Source organism: Parafilimonas terrae, from assembly GCF_900115755.1.
Lineage (GTDB): Bacteria > Bacteroidota > Bacteroidia > Chitinophagales > Chitinophagaceae > Parafilimonas > Parafilimonas terrae.
The window spans coordinates 499,010-515,497 of sequence record NZ_FOXQ01000001.1; the positions used below are offsets into that span (position 1 = coordinate 499,010).

Here is a 16,488-nt window from a genome sequence, read left to right on the forward strand (position 1 = left end):
TTTTATTCACCCGGGTAAACCGGCGATAAAAAATCACTGTTGCTTATAAATGCAATATACTTACCGTCAGGGCTCCAGTTAGGTGTATTCATGGTGCCCTGGCCTCCGTATAAAGCCGCAAGCACTTTTGGTTTGCCACCTTCAACCGGCATCAGTCTTATATAAACATGCTTGTAAAAAGGATGGTCTGAAGGGTCAACATCTTTTTCGAACGAAATAAAAAGGATCCATTTACCGTCAGGCGAAATATGCGGAAACCAGTTATTGAATTCATCATTGGTAAGTTGTTCCTGGTTACTTCCATCTGTATGCATGCGCCACAACTGCATGGTACCAGTTCTTGCAGAATTAAAATAAATGTATATACCGTCGGGCGAATATTCCGGGCCATCATCCAGGCCTTTGGCTGTAGTTAACTGCGTTTCTTTTCCGCCGGTTGCCGGAATGGTGTATATATTAAAATCATCATTACGCTGGCCGGTAAATACAAGCGTTTTTGCATCAGTGCTCCAGCCATGTAAATAAGACGGGCCTGTTTGTGTAACAGGCTTTGGTTCCCCTCCCTCAACCGGAACTGTAAAAATATTTGAGGGGCTGCCGCTGCTGAGACCCAGCATTTTTCCGTCAAAAGAAAGCACATGATCGTTATTGTTTTTATTTACAGTGCCGGTATTTAAAACAGCAGGTTTATTAGTGGCAAGATCGAATTTATAAATAAGCCCTTCGCTGTTATACAATAAATGTTTACCGTCTTTCATCCAGTTAGGCGCCTGCAAAGATTTTGGCGATTGATAAATAATCCTGCTTTTGCCTGTTTCAACATTCATTATTTCCAGTTGGCTGCCTAAGTACTGCCTGTACGGAACAAGTGTGGGCGGCGCCGGTTTTACAATGCGTACATTATAAAAAATAGCTTTTTCTGTAACCGTAGGATTGTGCGCACAAACAAATAAACCCGCATATACTTTATCACCAAGATCAAGCTGAACACTGTCTTCGGTAAATATTTCGCCTTTATGCGCTACAGACATGATGTATGTATTACCGCGCCTTTCCAGTTGTATCACATCGGCGCCGGTAAGCTTTGCTTTTACCTCCATCATGCTGTCGTTATTTTTTTTGCGGTATTGAAGCGAAGTAAGCCCGTCACCATGCACGGCAACACTGGCACAAGCCGAAGTGCTGTCTAGAGAAGAACGGATCATCCATCCCAATTTCCTGTGCGCATCCACACCTTTACCAATGAAAGATGCATTGCAGCGCAGAATAAAATCACCGTCCAGTTGCCTGCATACATACTGAAAGCCATCGTGGTTAAACCAGATATTATTACCCGAACCTTCTATGGTATATTCCTGTTCCTGTGCATTGTAAACAGCACTTCCCTGTTTGGTATCGCCTATGGCAAACTGGTTTTCAAAAACGCCAATAGCATTTTGTGCGGCAGCATTAATTGTAATCATTATCAGTAAGATAAAAACGGAAAGTAATTTCATAGCAGGTGATTGATGAAGACTAAAATTAATTTAATAGCAAACAAAAATTTTGGAATAAGCAGTAACCCCTGGTTTAGTTTCCCTGTTCATCCCGCCTCAATATAAAACTTATTCTTCCGTTTGTTTCAAGAAATGCCGTATCAATTTCGGAGAGCGTTAGTTTTTTGGTTTCAAGGCGAAGGCTTTCATGCAGGTCATTTTCACTCATGCCCGTTCTTTCAAGCGCATCCTGTATAATTGCGCCGTTATTATACAACTTAATGTAAGTGCCTTTTACAAGCTTTTCAAACTTCCTTCTTTTTACAGACAGCCAGGCAACAATGCGGTGCATCACAACCATTACACCGGAAGCTACGATTGTATCAACATAACCGGATGCGCCCACCACACCCCTTGCGAGTATGGCACCCAGCATAATGGTTACAATTGTATCAAACGGGGAACGCTTGGCAAAGGTGCGCATGCCTGCAAACCTTATCAGCACAAGCATTATAATAAACATGACAAAAGCCCTGATGCACATTTGATACATTTCTAGATGTTCGCCTTCTCCGAATAAAAAATTTATTATGTTCATTGTATGTTGGTTTTAATAAGTTTTAATGCCTGCTGTGCGCCTATATGTTTTAAAGGTTTGAATGTTTTGCCTTCGAGTTTATTGTAATTGATAAAAAAACTTTCGAGTTGAGTTATGATATCTTTTGGGAGATTATTTATTGAGCGAATGGTTTCAAATAACTGTGAGGCAAGCGGAACCGCAAGCAACCTGTCATTTCGAACAGTTTTTCCTTTTGCGGATTGTGAAGCTGTTATAGCGCCTATCAGCCTGCAGTCCATAATACAACCCGGGAAACTTTTTATTTCTGATAGGATGATTACATCAAGCGGGTCGCCATCACCTCCCCTCGTGGAAGGTATAAATCCAAAATCAAATGGAAATACCATTCCGGCCGGTAGAAGCTTTTTCAATTTAAAGCCGTTGTGCTGTTCATCGTAATTATATTTTGCATTACTGCCTTTTGGTGTTTCAACAATCGCCGTGATGGTTTCCATCTTATGTTTTAAAAATCATCAACAAAAATAAAGCCCCGTTAAATTGTTAACGGGGCTTATCCTTCAAAAAACCATACTCACTATTTTAATGCGCAGGTGCAGGCACATGCACGCCTTCATGTATCTCTTCTATCATTTTTTTATTGAAGGCCGGCAAATCATCGGGACTGCGGCTTGTGACCAGGCCATTGTCAACCACCACTTCACGGTCAACCCAGTCTGCACCGGCATTTTCAATATCTGTTTTTAGCGATGGATAAGAAGTAAGCGTTCTGCCATCCAGCAAATCCGTTTCAATTAATGTTTGCGGGCCGTGGCAAATAGCTGCAACTGGTTTGCCTGATTCAATAAAGTTCTTTGTAAACTCAACAGCTTTTTTACTGGTACGCAATTTATCAGGATTCATTACGCCACCGGGCAAAACCAATGCATCATAATCTTCTTCTTTTACATCATCAACCTGCCTGTCAACATTCAGTTCAATTGACCAATGATCATGATTCCATGCTTTTACTTTTTGTTTTTGGGGCGATACAATATGCACTTCCGCACCGGCTGCTTCCAGCGCTTTTTTAGGGCTTGTCAATTCAACCTCTTCAAACCCTGTCTCAGTAAGTATAGCAACCTTCTTTCCCTGTAGAGATTTCATAGTATTAACTTTTAAATGATTAAAATCATTCTATTCAAAAACAAAAACCAAACCATCTGTTTAAAAAAATTTTTGAGCACTTACTTCGAATGATACGCTTCCGCAATCTCATTCTGTACTAAAAGAAGATGGGCATTAATAACTACAACCATGCATTTATGCTGACATCAATACCCACACATCTTGAAATAGTTAAACAGAAATTTATAAATTGCCACATAAAAAACTCTGCTCTGCGAAGTCCCCGGGCTTCGCAGCATTATGTAACGGGTCTCTGATCCGCAATTATTAAAATTTAAAACAATAAGCCATTATGAAATCTCGCCGGTCTTTTATTCAACAGGTTTCACTAACCGCAGCAAGCATCCCTGTTCTAAACATTTTAAATGCAACTACTATGAATACAAGTATTAACGACGATAAAATATTACGCGTTGCCATTATGGGCTTGGGCGGATATGGCACACGTGTAGCCGAAGCCATGAAAGATTGTAAAAGGGCAAAGCTGGTTGGCGTCATCAGCGGCACGCCATCTAAAATTACCGACTGGCAAAAAAAGTATAACATTCCTGAAAAGAACTGTTACAACTACGAAAACTTTGATGCTATAAAAAATAATCCTGATATAGATGCCGTGTATGTTATTACGCCCAATGGTTTGCATAAAGAACAGGTAATACGTGTTGCCAAAGCAGGCAAACATGCTATATGCGAAAAACCAATGGCCCTGAATGCGAAAGAAGGGCAGGAAATGGTGGATGCATGCAAAGCCAATAATGTAAAACTTCTGGTTGGCTACCGCATGCATTTTGAGCCGCACACACTCGAAATAATCCGCATGCGGAATGCCGGCGAATTTGGCAAGGTTTTATTCTTCCAGGGCCTGAGCGGTTTTACTATCGGCGATCCCACACAATGGCGTTTAAATAAAGCGCTTGCCGGCGGCGGCTCTATGATGGATATTGGTATTTATTCCATCAATGGTTCGCGCTATATGATTGGCGAAGACCCGGTTTGGGTTACAGCTCAGGAAACCAAAAACAACCCGCAGAAATTTAAAGAAGGCGTTGATGAGACCATACAGTTTCAGCTTGGTTTTCCCGGCGGCGCTGTTGCTTCCTGCCTTTCCACTTACAGCATGAACAACCTCGACAGGTTTTTTCTCAATGGCACTAAAGGCTTTGCAGAATTATTGCCGGCAACCGGTTATGGGCCCATAAAAGGCCGTACCAATAAAGGTGAATTAGAAGCGCCGGTGGTAACGCATCAAACCGTACAAATGGATGCTATGGCGGGAATTATATTAAATAATGAAAAGCCCGTTGTGCCTGTTGATGGTGAAGAAGCCGTGAAAGATTTAAAGATCATTGATGCCATTTACGAGGCCTGCAAAACCAGCAATAAGATTGAATTGAAATTATAAAAAGCTTTTCGCTTCTGTTTATTGTGGTCATGCCGGTGCTGCACTTCGTAGCAACATTTTAATGTATGCAGAGATATACCTCTGCATACATTAAATTTTAAACCTTCAAACAAATGAACCCGTGAACTTGTGAACAAGTAAACACTTGAACTACTTTTGCCGCATGTTGCTTCAACAATTTCAACAGCATTTAAAAGAAGATTTTCCGCACTTATCGCCGGCCAATAACAAATTCATATTAGCTGTAAGCGGCGGTATAGACAGCGTTGTATTAACCGATCTTTTTTATAAATCAGGCTATGATTTTATTATTGCGCATTGCAATTTCCAGCTGCGCGGTGAAGAAAGTTTAAGAGATGAATTGTTTATGACAACCTTAAAAGAAAAATATAACAGGGAAGTTATCATACAACAATTCAACACAAAACAATACGCTGAAGACAACAAAATTTCCATACAGGAAGCAGCAAGAAAATTAAGGTATGACTGGTTTTCAGTTATCAGCCATCAACTATCAGCTATCAGCTTTACTGCCATAGCGCACAATGCTGATGATAATATTGAAACCATGCTGATGTACCTCTTTCGCGGCACCGGCATTCACGGCCTAACGGGCATGCAAGCTTATGATAAAGCAAGAAAAATTATCCGCCCTTTATTGTTTGCCACAAGAAAACAAATAGCCGCTTATGCGGAAGAAAATAATTTAGGCTGGGTGGAAGATTCTTCCAATTTACAGGATAAATACACCCGCAATTTTTTCAGGCATAATATTATTCCTTTGGCAGAAGCGCAATTTGAAAACACAAGGCAAAACCTGCAAAGCAATATTCAACGGTTTAAAGATGTGGCAATTTTATACGAACAGTCAGTTGAAACACATAAAAAGAAATTGATTGAACAAAAAGGCAATGAAATTCATATCCCCATCTTAAAACTGCAGCAAACGCAACCTTTGGATACCGTTTTATGGGAAATAATAAAACCTTATAATTTTCATGCACAACAATTAGCTGAAATAAAAAAATTGTTTGATGCAGCAAACAGCAGCTATGTGCAATCATCAACGCACAGGATAATAAAAAACCGCAACCATTTTATTATTGCACCAATTGAAACTTCAGAAGCTAACCACATTTTAATTGAAGCAAATGATAAGCAGGTAAAATTTGAAAATGGCATGTTGATGTTTGAAAAACTTTCAGCTACCAGCTACCAGTTATCAGCCGGTAGCAATATGGCACAAATGGATGAAAGCAAAATTGAATATCCCCTATTGCTGCGCAAATGGAAACAGGGCGATTATTTTTATCCTCTCGGAATGAAGAAGAAAAAAAAACTCAGCCGCTTTTTTATTGACCTTAAACTTTCTGCAACTGCAAAAGAAAATGCCTGGGTTATTGAAATGAATAAAAAAATCATCTGGGTTATTGGTTACAGAATTGATGAGCGTTTTAAAATAACACCATCAACACAGGAGGTTTTAAAAATAAGTTTTACTGCTGCACAGGAACGCTGAAGCTGCGTAACAAATCAACTGTACAAGGGAGTGACACAACCGTGATGAGGAGTGTTCAGCAGTTGGCAAACAAAAAATCACCGCATTAAACTGCTGCGTATAGCATCAACAAAATGACTGATTGGATTAAAGCCGGTATTCAATGCAAAGCTTAAAGCAATTACAAAAGCAACGCCATACAGCGAACCCCATAAGTGGGCAGAATGATTGATGTTGCCACCGCCGCGTTTATTAAGATAAGCCGTGATAATAAGATATAATGGCCCGAAAATAAAACCGGGAATAGGTATGGGTAAAAACAGCAGGCTTAACCGTGCATCGGGATATAACAATATGCCTGCAAACACAACAGCAGACACAGCGCCGGAAGCGCCGAGGCTGCGGTAATAATAATTGTCTTTGTTTTTCATGTAGGTGGGTATAAGGCAAATGGCCAGTGCAGAAACATACATTACCAGGTAAAGCAATGTGCCCGCGCTGCCAAATATTTGCGAAAAGCCATCGTTTACATAGTCGCCAAAAAAATACAGCGACAGCATATTAAAAAGCAAGTGGCCAATATCAGCATGAATTAAACCATTGCTAAAAAACCGGTACCACTGGTTGCGTTTGGCAATATCAGGCGGATAAAAAATAAGTTTATCCATGAGGTCCTGGTTATTAAACGCCATGAAAGAAATAATGCCTGTTATAATGATAATAATAATTGTTATTGACATGTTTAATTTTTTAAGAAAGCCGTGAGCTATGAGCAATCAGCTGCGGGCCTTACACCTTAAGCCTTTTATGCATGGTGATACTTTTCGTTGCGCAAAATAGTACATGCACGGTAAACCTGCTCCGTCAAAATTAACCGCACCAGCATGTGCGGAAAAACAAGTTTTGATAAACTCCATATAAAATTTGCGCGTTGCTTTATTTCATCGCTTACACCAAAGGCGCCACCAATTAAAAACACTATAGTTCTTACGCCTGCATTTATTTTTTGTTCTATAAAATTTGATAATTCAACCGATGTTAATTGTTTGCCTGTTTCATCCAGCAGCATTAAAAAATCATCACTCTTTATTTTACTTAAAATAAGTTTGGCTTCCTGTTTTTTTAATTCAGCCTCCGGCAATACTGCAGCATTTTTTACCGGTGGAATAATAAGCCATTCAACATTATAATAATTGTTTACACGTTTTGTAAAATCATCAACCGCTTTTTTAAAAGCTTCATCATGCGGCTTGCCAATATTTATAAATTGAAATTTCATTCGTGCAAATTTGTTTTTTCAATGGCCTCATCTAACGCCTTAACATACACTTCCTCTTGAAAACATTTTACGGCATTTCATTTTATTAATGCAACAGATGCACAGATAAATTTTTTATTAAATCACCAACAGTTTACTTAGACATTCGTGGCATTCGTTCAAAATTATATAACATTGCCCCAAATAATAAATTATGCGATTGTTGAAATTTGCTTTCTTCATTTCATTTTGCTTTATCGCCATGTTTACAGAAGCACAGCCTTTGAATGTAATGTCATTTAACATTCGTTATAACAATACCGGCGACAGTTTAAACGCATGGCCTTATAGAAAAGACCTTGCGGCTTCGCAGGTTAAATTTTTCAACGTGCATATTCTTGGTGTGCAGGAAGCTTTGGATGACCAGATGCAGGATTTACAGCAACGCCTTCCCAATTACAAGCATGCAGGTGTGGGCCGCGACGATGGCAAAACAAAAGGCGAATACAGCGCTATATTTTATGATACAACAAGATTACTTTGTTTAAAGAATGCAACTTTCTGGCTATCGCAAACGCCGGATGAAGCAGGTTCCAAAGGATGGGATGCGGTATTGCCGAGAATTGTTACCTGGTGTTTTTTTGAAGATAAACTCACGCATAAAAAATTCTATGCTTTTAATACACATTTTGATCATATAGGCAAAGTGGCGCGGGCTGAAAGCGCCAAATTGTTATTGCAAAAAGCAAAAGAAATGGCGGGCAGCCTGCCGGTAATTGTTACGGGCGATTTTAATGCATCGGAAAATGATGAGCCTATAAAAATTATTGTTGATAAAACAAATCCTGACCATCTTACGGAATCTATTTCCGTTTCGCAAACGCCGCATTACGGGCCCACAGGCACATTCAATGCTTTTAAATCAAAAGAAGTAAGTGATAAAGCCATCGACCACATCTTCATAAAAAATAAAGTAAACGTGCTGAAACACGGCACTATTTCAGAAAGCTGGAACGGCAGGTTTTCATCAGACCATTTCCCGGTGCTGGCAGTGGTGGAGTTGTAAGATGAAACAATAACAACCCGGCAATTTATTCCTGTAATTTTTTTATACTCCGCAAGATGTAAAAAAGTGATTTTGTGCTGTTCGGTTTTAGCGCCCTCTCCTTTGGAGAGGGATTAGGGGGTGAGGTCTGACAAAAAATATGATTCGCTAATTTATCCCTTGCGCACTATAACATTCAATAGCTGTCAATAATTTTTTATTTCCTTTTTTAGGATGGAAGTTAACTTGCGCCCATGCAGGATTATTTGAAAGGATTGAACGAGCCGCAGCGTGAGGCAGCAACACATATTAACGGGCCATTGATGATAGTTGCCGGCGCCGGCAGCGGTAAAACGAAAGTGCTTACCACCCGCATTGCACACTTAATGGCAAACGGCATTGATGCGTTTAACATCCTGGCACTTACATTTACTAATAAAGCCGCCGCCGAAATGAAAGAGCGCGTGGAAAAAATTCTCGGCAACAACGAAGCCCGCAATCTTTATATCGGAACTTTTCACAGCGTATTTGCAAGAATTTTAAGGGCCGAAGCGCCGCGTATTGGTTATCCAAACAACTTTACTATTTATGATACGGATGACAGCCGCTCTGTTATAAAAACAGTAGTGAACGAATTAAATCTCGACGATAAATTATACAAACCAAACGTTGTTCATAACCGCATATCATCTGCAAAAAATGCATTGGTGGGGCCTGATGAATATGCCAACGATTATTATTTACAGCAGGAAGACATGCGTGCCAACCGCCCCGCTTTGGCACAGGTGTATAAAGCTTACCAGGTGCGTTGTTTTAAAAACGGCGCAATGGATTTTGACGATCTTTTATTCAAGATGTATGAACTGCTGCGCGACTTTCCCGAAGTGCTGCATAAGTACCAGCATAAATTCAAATACATTTTAATTGATGAATACCAGGACACCAATCCTGTTCAGTACCAGATAACAAAACTGCTCGCTGCTGTAAACGAAAACATTTGTGTGGTGGGCGATGATGCACAAAGCATTTATAGTTTTCGCGGCGCCACCATTGAAAACATTTTGCAGTTTCAGCAGGATTATGATGATGTAAAAGTGATTAAGCTGGAACAGAATTACCGCAGCACACAAAGCATTCTGAATGTGGCCAACGAAGTCATAAAAAATAATAAAGGCCAACTGCCAAAAAGTTTGTGGACGGAAAATGCGCATGGCGAAAAAATTAAACTGGTGCGCACCATGACGGATAATGATGAGGGAAAATATGTGGCTGATACCATTCAGGAACAAAAGCTGCGCAATCATTATCACAATAAACATTTTGCCATTCTTTACCGCACCAATGCACAAAGCCGTTCGTATGAAGAAAGCCTGCGCCGCATGGGCATTGCTTACAGAATTTTCGGCGGCATCAGCTTCTACCAGCGAAAAGAAATTAAAGACTTTATTTCCTATTTGCGTGTAATTGTAAACACACGGGATGAAGAAGCATTAAAGCGCATCATTAACTATCCCATTCGCGGCATTGGCAAAACATCGGTGGAGAAGATTGTGATCTTCGCTAACGATCAAAACATAACTTTCTGGGATGTGCTTACCCGTGCATCTGAGTTTGGTTTTAAAGCAGGCACACTGGAAGCCATTCAGAATTTTGTAACCATGATCCGCTACTTTCAAAGCATGCTGGAACAAAAGAATGCTTACGATGTTGCGGTGCAGGTGGGCAAGCATACCAATTTTGTAAAAGAGCTTTTTAACGATAAAAGCACAGAAGGTTTGGCAAGGTATGAGAACGTGCAGGAGTTGCTCAACTCTATAAAAGAGTTTACCGAAAGCCCGGATAATGAAGATGGTGAAGTGGGCGATAAAACCCTTGGCGCTTACCTGCAGCAGATAACTTTATTAACCGATGCAGATGAAAAAGATGAAAATGCTGATGTGGTAAAGCTGATGACGATACATGCTGCAAAAGGCCTGGAGTTTCCGGTGGTATTTGTGGGCGGCCTGGAAGAAACATTATTTCCAAATGCCATGAGCATAAACACACGCGAAGAACTGGAAGAAGAAAGGCGTTTGTTTTACGTGGCGGTAACAAGGGCAGAGAAGCATTTGTTTTTAACCTATGCCAATGCGCGCTACCGTTTTGGCAGCCTAACCCAAAACGAGCCCAGCCGCTTTTTGGATGAACTGCCCGAAACATTTTTAGACCGCACATATGCGGGCGGCGGCGCCAGGAACCAAACCAGTAATATGGGTTCGGCATTTGCGAGAATGCACCGCGGCTTTGAAGGCAACACACAATTTTCAAACGCAAGCCGCCAGGCGCCCAAATCAAAAACGTCGGCATTGCCTACCGGTTTAACCAGCAAGCCGCCGCAAACGGTTCAGCATATTCCATCAAAAGATTTTGTGCCGAGCGACACCACCAATTTGCAGGAAGGCCAGAAAGTAGAGCATCAGAAATTTGGTTATGGATTAGTTACCAAACTGGAAGGCAGCGCCCATAACCCCATAGCCACCGTAAAGTTTGAACTGAACGGCGAAAAAAAGATCATGCTGAATTATGCAAAGCTGCGTATTGTGGAATGATGGCGTGAATGATTAACTGCTAATTGAAACTCCCGACGGGTATGGCCGCAAGGTGCGGTTTTTTTGAATTAATTTATGGGCAGAGAAAGATCGGATTGTTCCAACAACAATTGATTCTGTATAACATTAAAGCGTTGATTTTGAATAGCGGCTTTTTTGAGTAGTTTCGTATTTTGTAACGGAAAACAGCGCGTTGTGTGATATAATATTTTTAGACCTTGAAATTTTTAGTTTCACTTATATTTCTACTTAGCTTTTGTTCAACAACCCGCTCAGCGAAGTGTTTGGTAATGGCTGACGTTGCGAAACATCAACTTTATAGACAGACCTGAGCGGCTGCCAAATCATAATCTATTTACATTTTGATATCATGATATACTATATAAGGCTTCTTAAGATTATATTTATATTATTTATTTCTGTAACAGCTTCCGGTCAAATTAAACAGGCTGCAATTGGACAAACAGTTGAAAAAATCTCCATAGATAAGATAATTAATGATACTAAGAATACTAAGAGCCTACACGACTTAAAGGGAAAACTTACTATCCTCGATTTTTGGGCAACCTGGTGTGCTCCTTGTATCTTATCAATGAAGCATTTGGAAGAACTAAAGAAAACGTATGGCGATAGCATTACTATTATAGCTGTTTCAGATGAAAATGAAAACACTATAAAACATTACCTCTCCAAAAACAGACAACCTTTTGTTTTTGCATTGGATACTACAAGAAAATTAAATAATTACTTTCCCCATCTTACAATACCTCATACGGTTTTAATTAGCAAAGACTTAAAGGTGCTGGCTATTACCGAGCCGTACAACATTACCAAGGAGGTAATACAAAATGCCTTGAAAGGAGAATCGGTTAGTCTCCATGAAAAAAAATATCAGGAATTTGACAGCAATACCGATTATATGCAAACAGATTCTTCTACCATTACAAGATTTCAGATTACTAAAGCTATTCCATCTCTGCCTGCACGAATACAAGGTTGGCACCATCACCCACTATTTGATGGAAGACGATTTACGGCAATCAATTATACTGTTGAAGATGTTCTGCAACAAACTTTTGATGAACCAAACTTTAAATTGATAGGGTATGATTCATCTGCTGCTGCCGTGGTTCCGGATGAGCCTTTGTGTTTTGATATTATTGTAAGTAAGGAAAGAAAGGATAGTCTTTTCGTTGATTTACGGAAATACCTGTTGCAGAATTTTGGCATTAAGGTTCGTATAGATAGTGTTGAGCAACCAGTTTATCTTCTTAAAAAAGTAAAAGGCTATACATTTCAAAAAGCAACAGGGAAACAGGTGTTTTATAAAATTCAGAATGGTAGCAACGGATACAAGGTAGACAGCGCTTCTGTTTCGGACTTTATTAAAAATTGTATTCAGGGTATTTGCCCTTACCTGGTGTTAGACAAGACCAACTTATCCGATCGTTATAATATCGACTTTCAATATAACTTCCTTAAAAATTTTCCCTTCATTGTTGAAGGTAAAGATTTCAAAGACAACTTAAGAAAAAGCGGGTTTGAGTTAGAAAAATCTACAAGTAAAGCACCTTCTTTAGTTATCTATCGGTAACTGAGGGAAAAGTATATTTTTTCCGCCGCCGCTGGTGTTCTTCAGCAACGGGTTCTTCCATCAAAAGCATTTCCAAATCAAAAAATAAACCTTCATCGTATCAATACAACCGTGCCCCGTTTCACAAATGGCGCGCCTGCATTTGTTTTGCCTGCAACCATCCATACATAAGTGCCTGTGGGTTGCGGTATGCCGTTTAAATTACCGTCCCAGGCGGCAGAAAAACTTTGAGAGGTGTAAACAACCTTTCCCCAGCGGTTCAGTACCCTGAAATAAAATATTTCCTTAATGCCCACGGGCGTAATCTTAAACTTATCGTTCAGGCCATCGCCGTTGGGCGTAAAAGCGGTGGGGATATATATTTCCGGCCCCTTAAAAACTTTTACATGCACCATATCGCTGGTGGCGCACCCTATGGCCGTGGTGGTGGTAAGCGTGTAGGTAATGTCTTCATACAAAATAGCGGTGGGGCTGGCAATGTGGGTATTGTTTAACCCCGTGGACGGCGACCATGAATAAATTTCACCGCCGCTGCCCTCCAGCTGAAAGGGGGAGCCAAGCATAACCGTGGTATCACTGCCCGCATTGGCAGCAGAGCCATACACCCGCACTGCTTTTATAACCGTATCGGCATCACAGCCGTTGTCAGCCTGTGCCGCAAGCGCCACCGTGTAAGTGCCGCCGCTTGTATAAGTATGGGTGGCAACCGGGTCTTCGGAGAAAATATTGTCGCCAAAATCCCATAGCCATTTATTTATCACAATACCAGGGCTGTTATTCTTTGCCCTAAAGGTTACAGGGATATTGCTGCAGGTATCTGTTTTTGTAAAATCTATTTGCGGTGCTCTGCCTACGGTAAAAGTTTGCACGGCCGTATCGGAAGGGCAGTTTTCTTTGGTGTTTACAAACAGTTTTACGGTATAAGTGCCGGGCTGGTATTTAACGGGTAACGGGTTTTGTAATGAAGAAGTGCTGCCATTGCCTAAATCCCAATACCAGTAATTTTTAGTGCCGCCGTTTAAAGCGGTGGCATCTGTAAAAGCTACGGTATCATTTGCGCAAATGGGGGTTACGCTGGTATTAAAACCTGCATTGGGATAAGCGCCCACCGTGAGGGTTTGGGCAAAAGTATCAGAGAGGCAGCCATCGCCGCCCTTAACGTTTAAAGAAACATTATAAACGCCGGGTTGTTCATACGCATGCGCCGGGGGATTTTTTAAGTTTGAAGTGGCGCCGTCACCAAAATCCCAATACCAGTTGCTGATATTTCCATACGAAGTGGAGCTGTCGGCAAAACTGAAAGATGTGCCAACGCAACTGTTGTTATGCGGCGCCAAAACAAATTTAGATTCAAGCGGCACGCAAACTTTCTGCACATTGAAATTGGTGCCGGTACCGGCAGTGAAGCCCCAATATACAAGCGGGTTATTATTAAAAATATCCTGCACAATGTTTTTGGTGAGAGAGAGGCGCAGGTGGCCGTCCATGCTTACTTCCATCAAATCATTCTCAGGCTGCCAGTTTATTTTTAATACATGCCATTGGCAGTCTTCAATATTGTCGCCGCCGGGCAAAACGGCAACAGGCCCGGCAAGGTTATAAATTGAATGATGGAAAGTGTTTCCGTCAGATTGTATAGCGATGTGGTCATAATCAGGATCATCCTGAACGCCGTTAGTATAAGTGTCTATGGTTATAGCAATTGAAGATGCTATGCCCTCGTACCCAAGCCCTGCGCCTTCATTACCAACACCTGCAGCGGAGGTTTGCAACACAAAAGAAATCCCGTCGGCGCCGCCCACATCATCACAGCCCAAAAAAACATTAAAAGCATAATTAAACGGTTGGGAAAGGTTTATCTGGTTTTTATTCCATACGGCGCCCTTCGTGAAGTTGCTTTCATTGGTTAAAGTATAGCAACCGCAATCGTCTTGTGTGGCCGAGCCAGCAAGCTCGTACGGATTTTGCGCAAAAGCTCCCGTATTTAAAAGCAGCAGGAAAAAGAACAATACAGGGCGGTTTTTCAATTTTATTTTTCCAATCAAAGCAATGCAATTTATTTATTTGGCAGCAACTGCATCAATTCCGGTATAATTTTTTAATTATTAATAATCCAGGCATGAAAAAATCATTTCACAATAACATAATCCATTTAAATTCCGAAGCTTTAAAAAGTATAAGCTACAATGAAGATAAACATATATTGGAAGCCACATTTTCCAATAACCGGACTTATCAGTATATAAAAATGCCAAAAAAGGTGTGGAAAGATTTTTTAAAAACAATTGATGCTGGCAAATCTGCCGGGGCATTCATCAATAAAAGAATAAAGCCATTTTACAAATACGTTGAAATTAGCTGAAAAATGTATTATCATTCAATACTTTTGTGCAATGGCAACACAAATATTGCCATCATAATTTATGAGCCAGGACCAGGTTTTTAAAGACGAAATAAAAAAAGCTTCCGATTTTAAGTTCGGCGCCACTGTAGCCAATGTTTTTGACGATATGGTAAACAGGTCGGTGCCTTATTATGGCGAGATGCAGCGCATGACAGCAGAACTTGCTGCAGACCATGCAAAAGAAGGCAGTTATGTGTATGACCTCGGCTGCTCAACCGGCACTACCATGATAGGCATGAATACGCTGGTGCCTGAAAATATTGAGTTTATTGGTGTGGATGATTCTGACCAGATGCTTCAAAAATGCGATGCCAAACTAAAGGAAGCCGGTTTTACAAGAAAATACCAACTGGTAAATGCAGATCTCAATCAGAATGTTGAAATTAAGAATGCTTCTGTGGTAGTGCTTTGCCTCACACTGCAATTTATACGCCCGGTTCACAGGGAGCGGTTGGTTAAAACAATTTATGATGGCCTGAATAAAGACGGCGTTTTAATATTGATTGAAAAAATACTGGCTGAAGAAAGCAGCTTTAACCGCGACTTCATAAAATATTATTACGATATGAAACGCCGCCATAACTACAGCGAAATGGAAATTTCACAAAAAAGAGAAGCGCTGGAAAATGTTTTGGTGCCTTACAAACTAAGCGAGGATAACCTGCTTTTACGCGAAAGCGGCTTTGCACATGTGGAAGTTTTTTTCAAATGGTATAATTTCGCCGGCCTTATTGCAGTAAAAAAATAATATGGTACAAATAGGCAATTTCTTTTTTAAATACCGCAACTGGTTGTTTATCATATTTTATGCGTTGCTGTTTGTGCCGGGCCTGCCTCAATTATTTACCGAAGAAAAATTTGGTAAAAACTATTACTGGTACCCAATTATAATCGGTTTAATTATTACGGTTTTAGGGCAGGCTACACGCGGCGCTACCATTGGGCTTGCTTATATAATCCGCGGTGGAAAGAATAAAAAAGTTTATGCGGAAGACCTTGTCACCACAGGCATATTCGCTCATTGCCGCAACCCTTTATATGTGGGTAATATTTTAATGATTACCGGTGTGGGTATATTATCCAATTCCCTTTTGTATGTTGTTATAATGATCCCCTTTTTTCTTTTTATATGGCAGGCAATTGTGCTGGCCGAAGAAAATTTTCTGCGCAATAAATTCGGCGAACAGTTTATAAATTATTGCGCAAGGGTGAACCGCTGGGTACCCAGTTTTAAAGGCATCAGCAAAACATTTTCAGGCATGCATTTTAACTGGAAACGTTATGTTGCCAAAGAACACACAACCACTTTTATATGGCTGGTTGGTATTGTTTTATTGCTGCTGTTCTTTTATCCGCAGCTCACAAATTACGATAGCCATTGGCGTAACACCCTGCTCATCATCATCCTCGCAGTTTTACTGGTTATTTACATCTTCATAAGAATAATTAAGAAATCGGGCAGGCTGAACGGATAAATTTT

15 protein-coding genes are annotated in these 16,488 nt (G+C 40.5%); 8 read left to right on the forward strand and 7 right to left on the reverse strand.

Annotation, left to right across the window (positions count from 1 at the left end; genetic code table 11):
- Nucleotides 1–2 precede the first annotated feature (2 nt).
- The 4 genes from BM015_RS02085 to BM015_RS02100 form a co-directional block, all read right to left on the reverse strand.
- Nucleotides 3–1,496 (reverse strand): TolB family protein, encoded by a 1,494-nt coding sequence (locus BM015_RS02085; protein WP_090654008.1) that lies wholly within the window; start codon nt 1,494–1,496, stop codon nt 3–5.
- Nucleotides 1,497–1,569: 73 nt separating this feature from the next.
- Complete coding sequence (locus BM015_RS02090; RefSeq protein WP_090654010.1) at nt 1,570–2,073, reverse strand: DUF421 domain-containing protein; 504 nt, start codon at nt 2,071–2,073, stop codon at nt 1,570–1,572.
- Nucleotides 2,070–2,549, reverse strand: coding sequence for an inorganic diphosphatase (locus BM015_RS02095; RefSeq protein WP_090654012.1), 480 nt, complete (start codon nt 2,547–2,549; stop codon nt 2,070–2,072). The genes BM015_RS02090 and BM015_RS02095 overlap by 4 nt, the downstream gene beginning before the upstream one ends.
- A gap of 85 nt (nt 2,550–2,634) precedes the next feature.
- Nucleotides 2,635–3,198, reverse strand: coding sequence for a type 1 glutamine amidotransferase domain-containing protein (locus tag BM015_RS02100; RefSeq protein WP_090654014.1), 564 nt, complete (start codon nt 3,196–3,198; stop codon nt 2,635–2,637).
- Nucleotides 3,199–3,511: 313 nt separating this feature from the next.
- On the opposite strand from BM015_RS02100, the gene BM015_RS02105 reads away from it, so the two are divergent.
- Entirely contained in the window at nt 3,512–4,621 is a 1,110-nt protein-coding gene (locus tag BM015_RS02105; protein WP_090654016.1) for a Gfo/Idh/MocA family protein, read from the forward strand.
- A gap of 163 nt (nt 4,622–4,784) precedes the next feature.
- Nucleotides 4,785–6,140: a tRNA lysidine(34) synthetase TilS gene (gene tilS / locus BM015_RS02110; RefSeq protein WP_090654018.1), complete on the forward strand. Its 1,356-nt coding sequence runs from the start codon at nt 4,785–4,787 to the stop codon at nt 6,138–6,140.
- 77 nt (nt 6,141–6,217) lie between these two features.
- On the opposite strand, the gene BM015_RS02115 is transcribed toward tilS, so the two are convergent.
- Both BM015_RS02115 and BM015_RS02120 read right to left on the reverse strand, forming a co-directional pair.
- On the reverse strand, nt 6,218–6,859 hold the full coding sequence (locus BM015_RS02115; RefSeq protein ID WP_090654020.1) for a rhomboid family intramembrane serine protease: 642 nt from the start codon (nt 6,857–6,859) through the stop codon (nt 6,218–6,220).
- A gap of 65 nt (nt 6,860–6,924) precedes the next feature.
- Entirely contained in the window at nt 6,925–7,398 is a 474-nt protein-coding gene (locus BM015_RS02120; RefSeq protein ID WP_090654021.1) for a 23S rRNA (pseudouridine(1915)-N(3))-methyltransferase RlmH, read from the reverse strand.
- Between the two features lie 193 nt (nt 7,399–7,591).
- Here BM015_RS02120 and BM015_RS02125 point away from each other — a divergent pair, with 193 nt between their 5' ends.
- From BM015_RS02125 to BM015_RS02135, 3 genes are all read left to right on the forward strand, one after another.
- Nucleotides 7,592–8,443 (forward strand): endonuclease/exonuclease/phosphatase family protein, encoded by an 852-nt coding sequence (locus BM015_RS02125; protein ID WP_090654023.1) that lies wholly within the window; start codon nt 7,592–7,594, stop codon nt 8,441–8,443.
- Nucleotides 8,444–8,676: 233 nt separating this feature from the next.
- The gene (locus BM015_RS02130; RefSeq protein ID WP_090654025.1) at nt 8,677–11,010 is read left to right on the forward strand and encodes an ATP-dependent helicase; all 2,334 of its coding nucleotides are present in this window, start codon (nt 8,677–8,679) and stop codon (nt 11,008–11,010) included.
- A gap of 370 nt (nt 11,011–11,380) precedes the next feature.
- Nucleotides 11,381–12,604, forward strand: a complete 1,224-nt coding sequence (locus BM015_RS02135; RefSeq protein WP_090654027.1) for a TlpA family protein disulfide reductase — start codon at nt 11,381–11,383, stop codon at nt 12,602–12,604.
- A 92-nt stretch (nt 12,605–12,696) separates the two neighbouring features.
- On the opposite strand, the gene BM015_RS02140 is transcribed toward BM015_RS02135, so the two are convergent.
- On the reverse strand, nt 12,697–14,649 hold the full coding sequence (locus BM015_RS02140) for a lectin-like domain-containing protein (protein ID WP_090654028.1): 1,953 nt from the start codon (nt 14,647–14,649) through the stop codon (nt 12,697–12,699).
- A gap of 74 nt (nt 14,650–14,723) precedes the next feature.
- Between BM015_RS02140 and BM015_RS02145 the strand changes: the two genes are divergently transcribed.
- The 3 genes from BM015_RS02145 (at nt 14,724) to BM015_RS02155 (ending at nt 16,483) form a co-directional block, all read left to right on the forward strand.
- On the forward strand, nt 14,724–14,966 hold the full coding sequence (locus BM015_RS02145; protein ID WP_090654030.1) for a KTSC domain-containing protein: 243 nt from the start codon (nt 14,724–14,726) through the stop codon (nt 14,964–14,966).
- A gap of 61 nt (nt 14,967–15,027) precedes the next feature.
- Complete coding sequence (cmoA, locus tag BM015_RS02150; RefSeq protein ID WP_090654032.1) at nt 15,028–15,756, forward strand: carboxy-S-adenosyl-L-methionine synthase CmoA; 729 nt, start codon at nt 15,028–15,030, stop codon at nt 15,754–15,756.
- A gap of 1 nt (nt 15,757) precedes the next feature.
- The gene (locus tag BM015_RS02155; RefSeq protein WP_090654034.1) at nt 15,758–16,483 is read left to right on the forward strand and encodes a methyltransferase family protein; all 726 of its coding nucleotides are present in this window, start codon (nt 15,758–15,760) and stop codon (nt 16,481–16,483) included.
- Nucleotides 16,484–16,488 lie beyond the last annotated feature (5 nt).

Bases quoted from the DNA above. Each gene is read 5' to 3' on its own strand.
- BM015_RS02100 (WP_090654014.1), bottom strand. From the start codon at position 3,198: ATGAAATCTCTACAGGGAAAGAAGGTTGCTATACTTACTGAGACAGGG.
- BM015_RS02095 (WP_090654012.1), bottom strand. From the start codon at position 2,549: ATGGAAACCATCACGGCGATTGTTGAAACACCAAAAGGCAGTAATGCA.
- BM015_RS02125 (WP_090654023.1), top strand. From the start codon at position 7,592: ATGCGATTGTTGAAATTTGCTTTCTTCATTTCATTTTGCTTTATCGCC.
- BM015_RS02115 (WP_090654020.1), bottom strand. From the start codon at position 6,859: ATGTCAATAACAATTATTATTATCATTATAACAGGCATTATTTCTTTC.
- BM015_RS02105 (WP_090654016.1), top strand. From the start codon at position 3,512: ATGAAATCTCGCCGGTCTTTTATTCAACAGGTTTCACTAACCGCAGCA.
- BM015_RS02120 (WP_090654021.1), bottom strand. From the start codon at position 7,398: ATGAAATTTCAATTTATAAATATTGGCAAGCCGCATGATGAAGCTTTT.
- tilS (WP_090654018.1), top strand. From the start codon at position 4,785: ATGTTGCTTCAACAATTTCAACAGCATTTAAAAGAAGATTTTCCGCAC.
- BM015_RS02145 (WP_090654030.1), top strand. From the start codon at position 14,724: ATGAAAAAATCATTTCACAATAACATAATCCATTTAAATTCCGAAGCT.
- BM015_RS02155 (WP_090654034.1), top strand. From the start codon at position 15,758: ATGGTACAAATAGGCAATTTCTTTTTTAAATACCGCAACTGGTTGTTT.
- BM015_RS02130 (WP_090654025.1), top strand. From the start codon at position 8,677: ATGCAGGATTATTTGAAAGGATTGAACGAGCCGCAGCGTGAGGCAGCA.
- cmoA (WP_090654032.1), top strand. From the start codon at position 15,028: ATGAGCCAGGACCAGGTTTTTAAAGACGAAATAAAAAAAGCTTCCGAT.
- BM015_RS02135 (WP_090654027.1), top strand. From the start codon at position 11,381: ATGATATACTATATAAGGCTTCTTAAGATTATATTTATATTATTTATT.
- BM015_RS02085 (WP_090654008.1), bottom strand. From the start codon at position 1,496: ATGAAATTACTTTCCGTTTTTATCTTACTGATAATGATTACAATTAAT.
- BM015_RS02090 (WP_090654010.1), bottom strand. From the start codon at position 2,073: ATGAACATAATAAATTTTTTATTCGGAGAAGGCGAACATCTAGAAATG.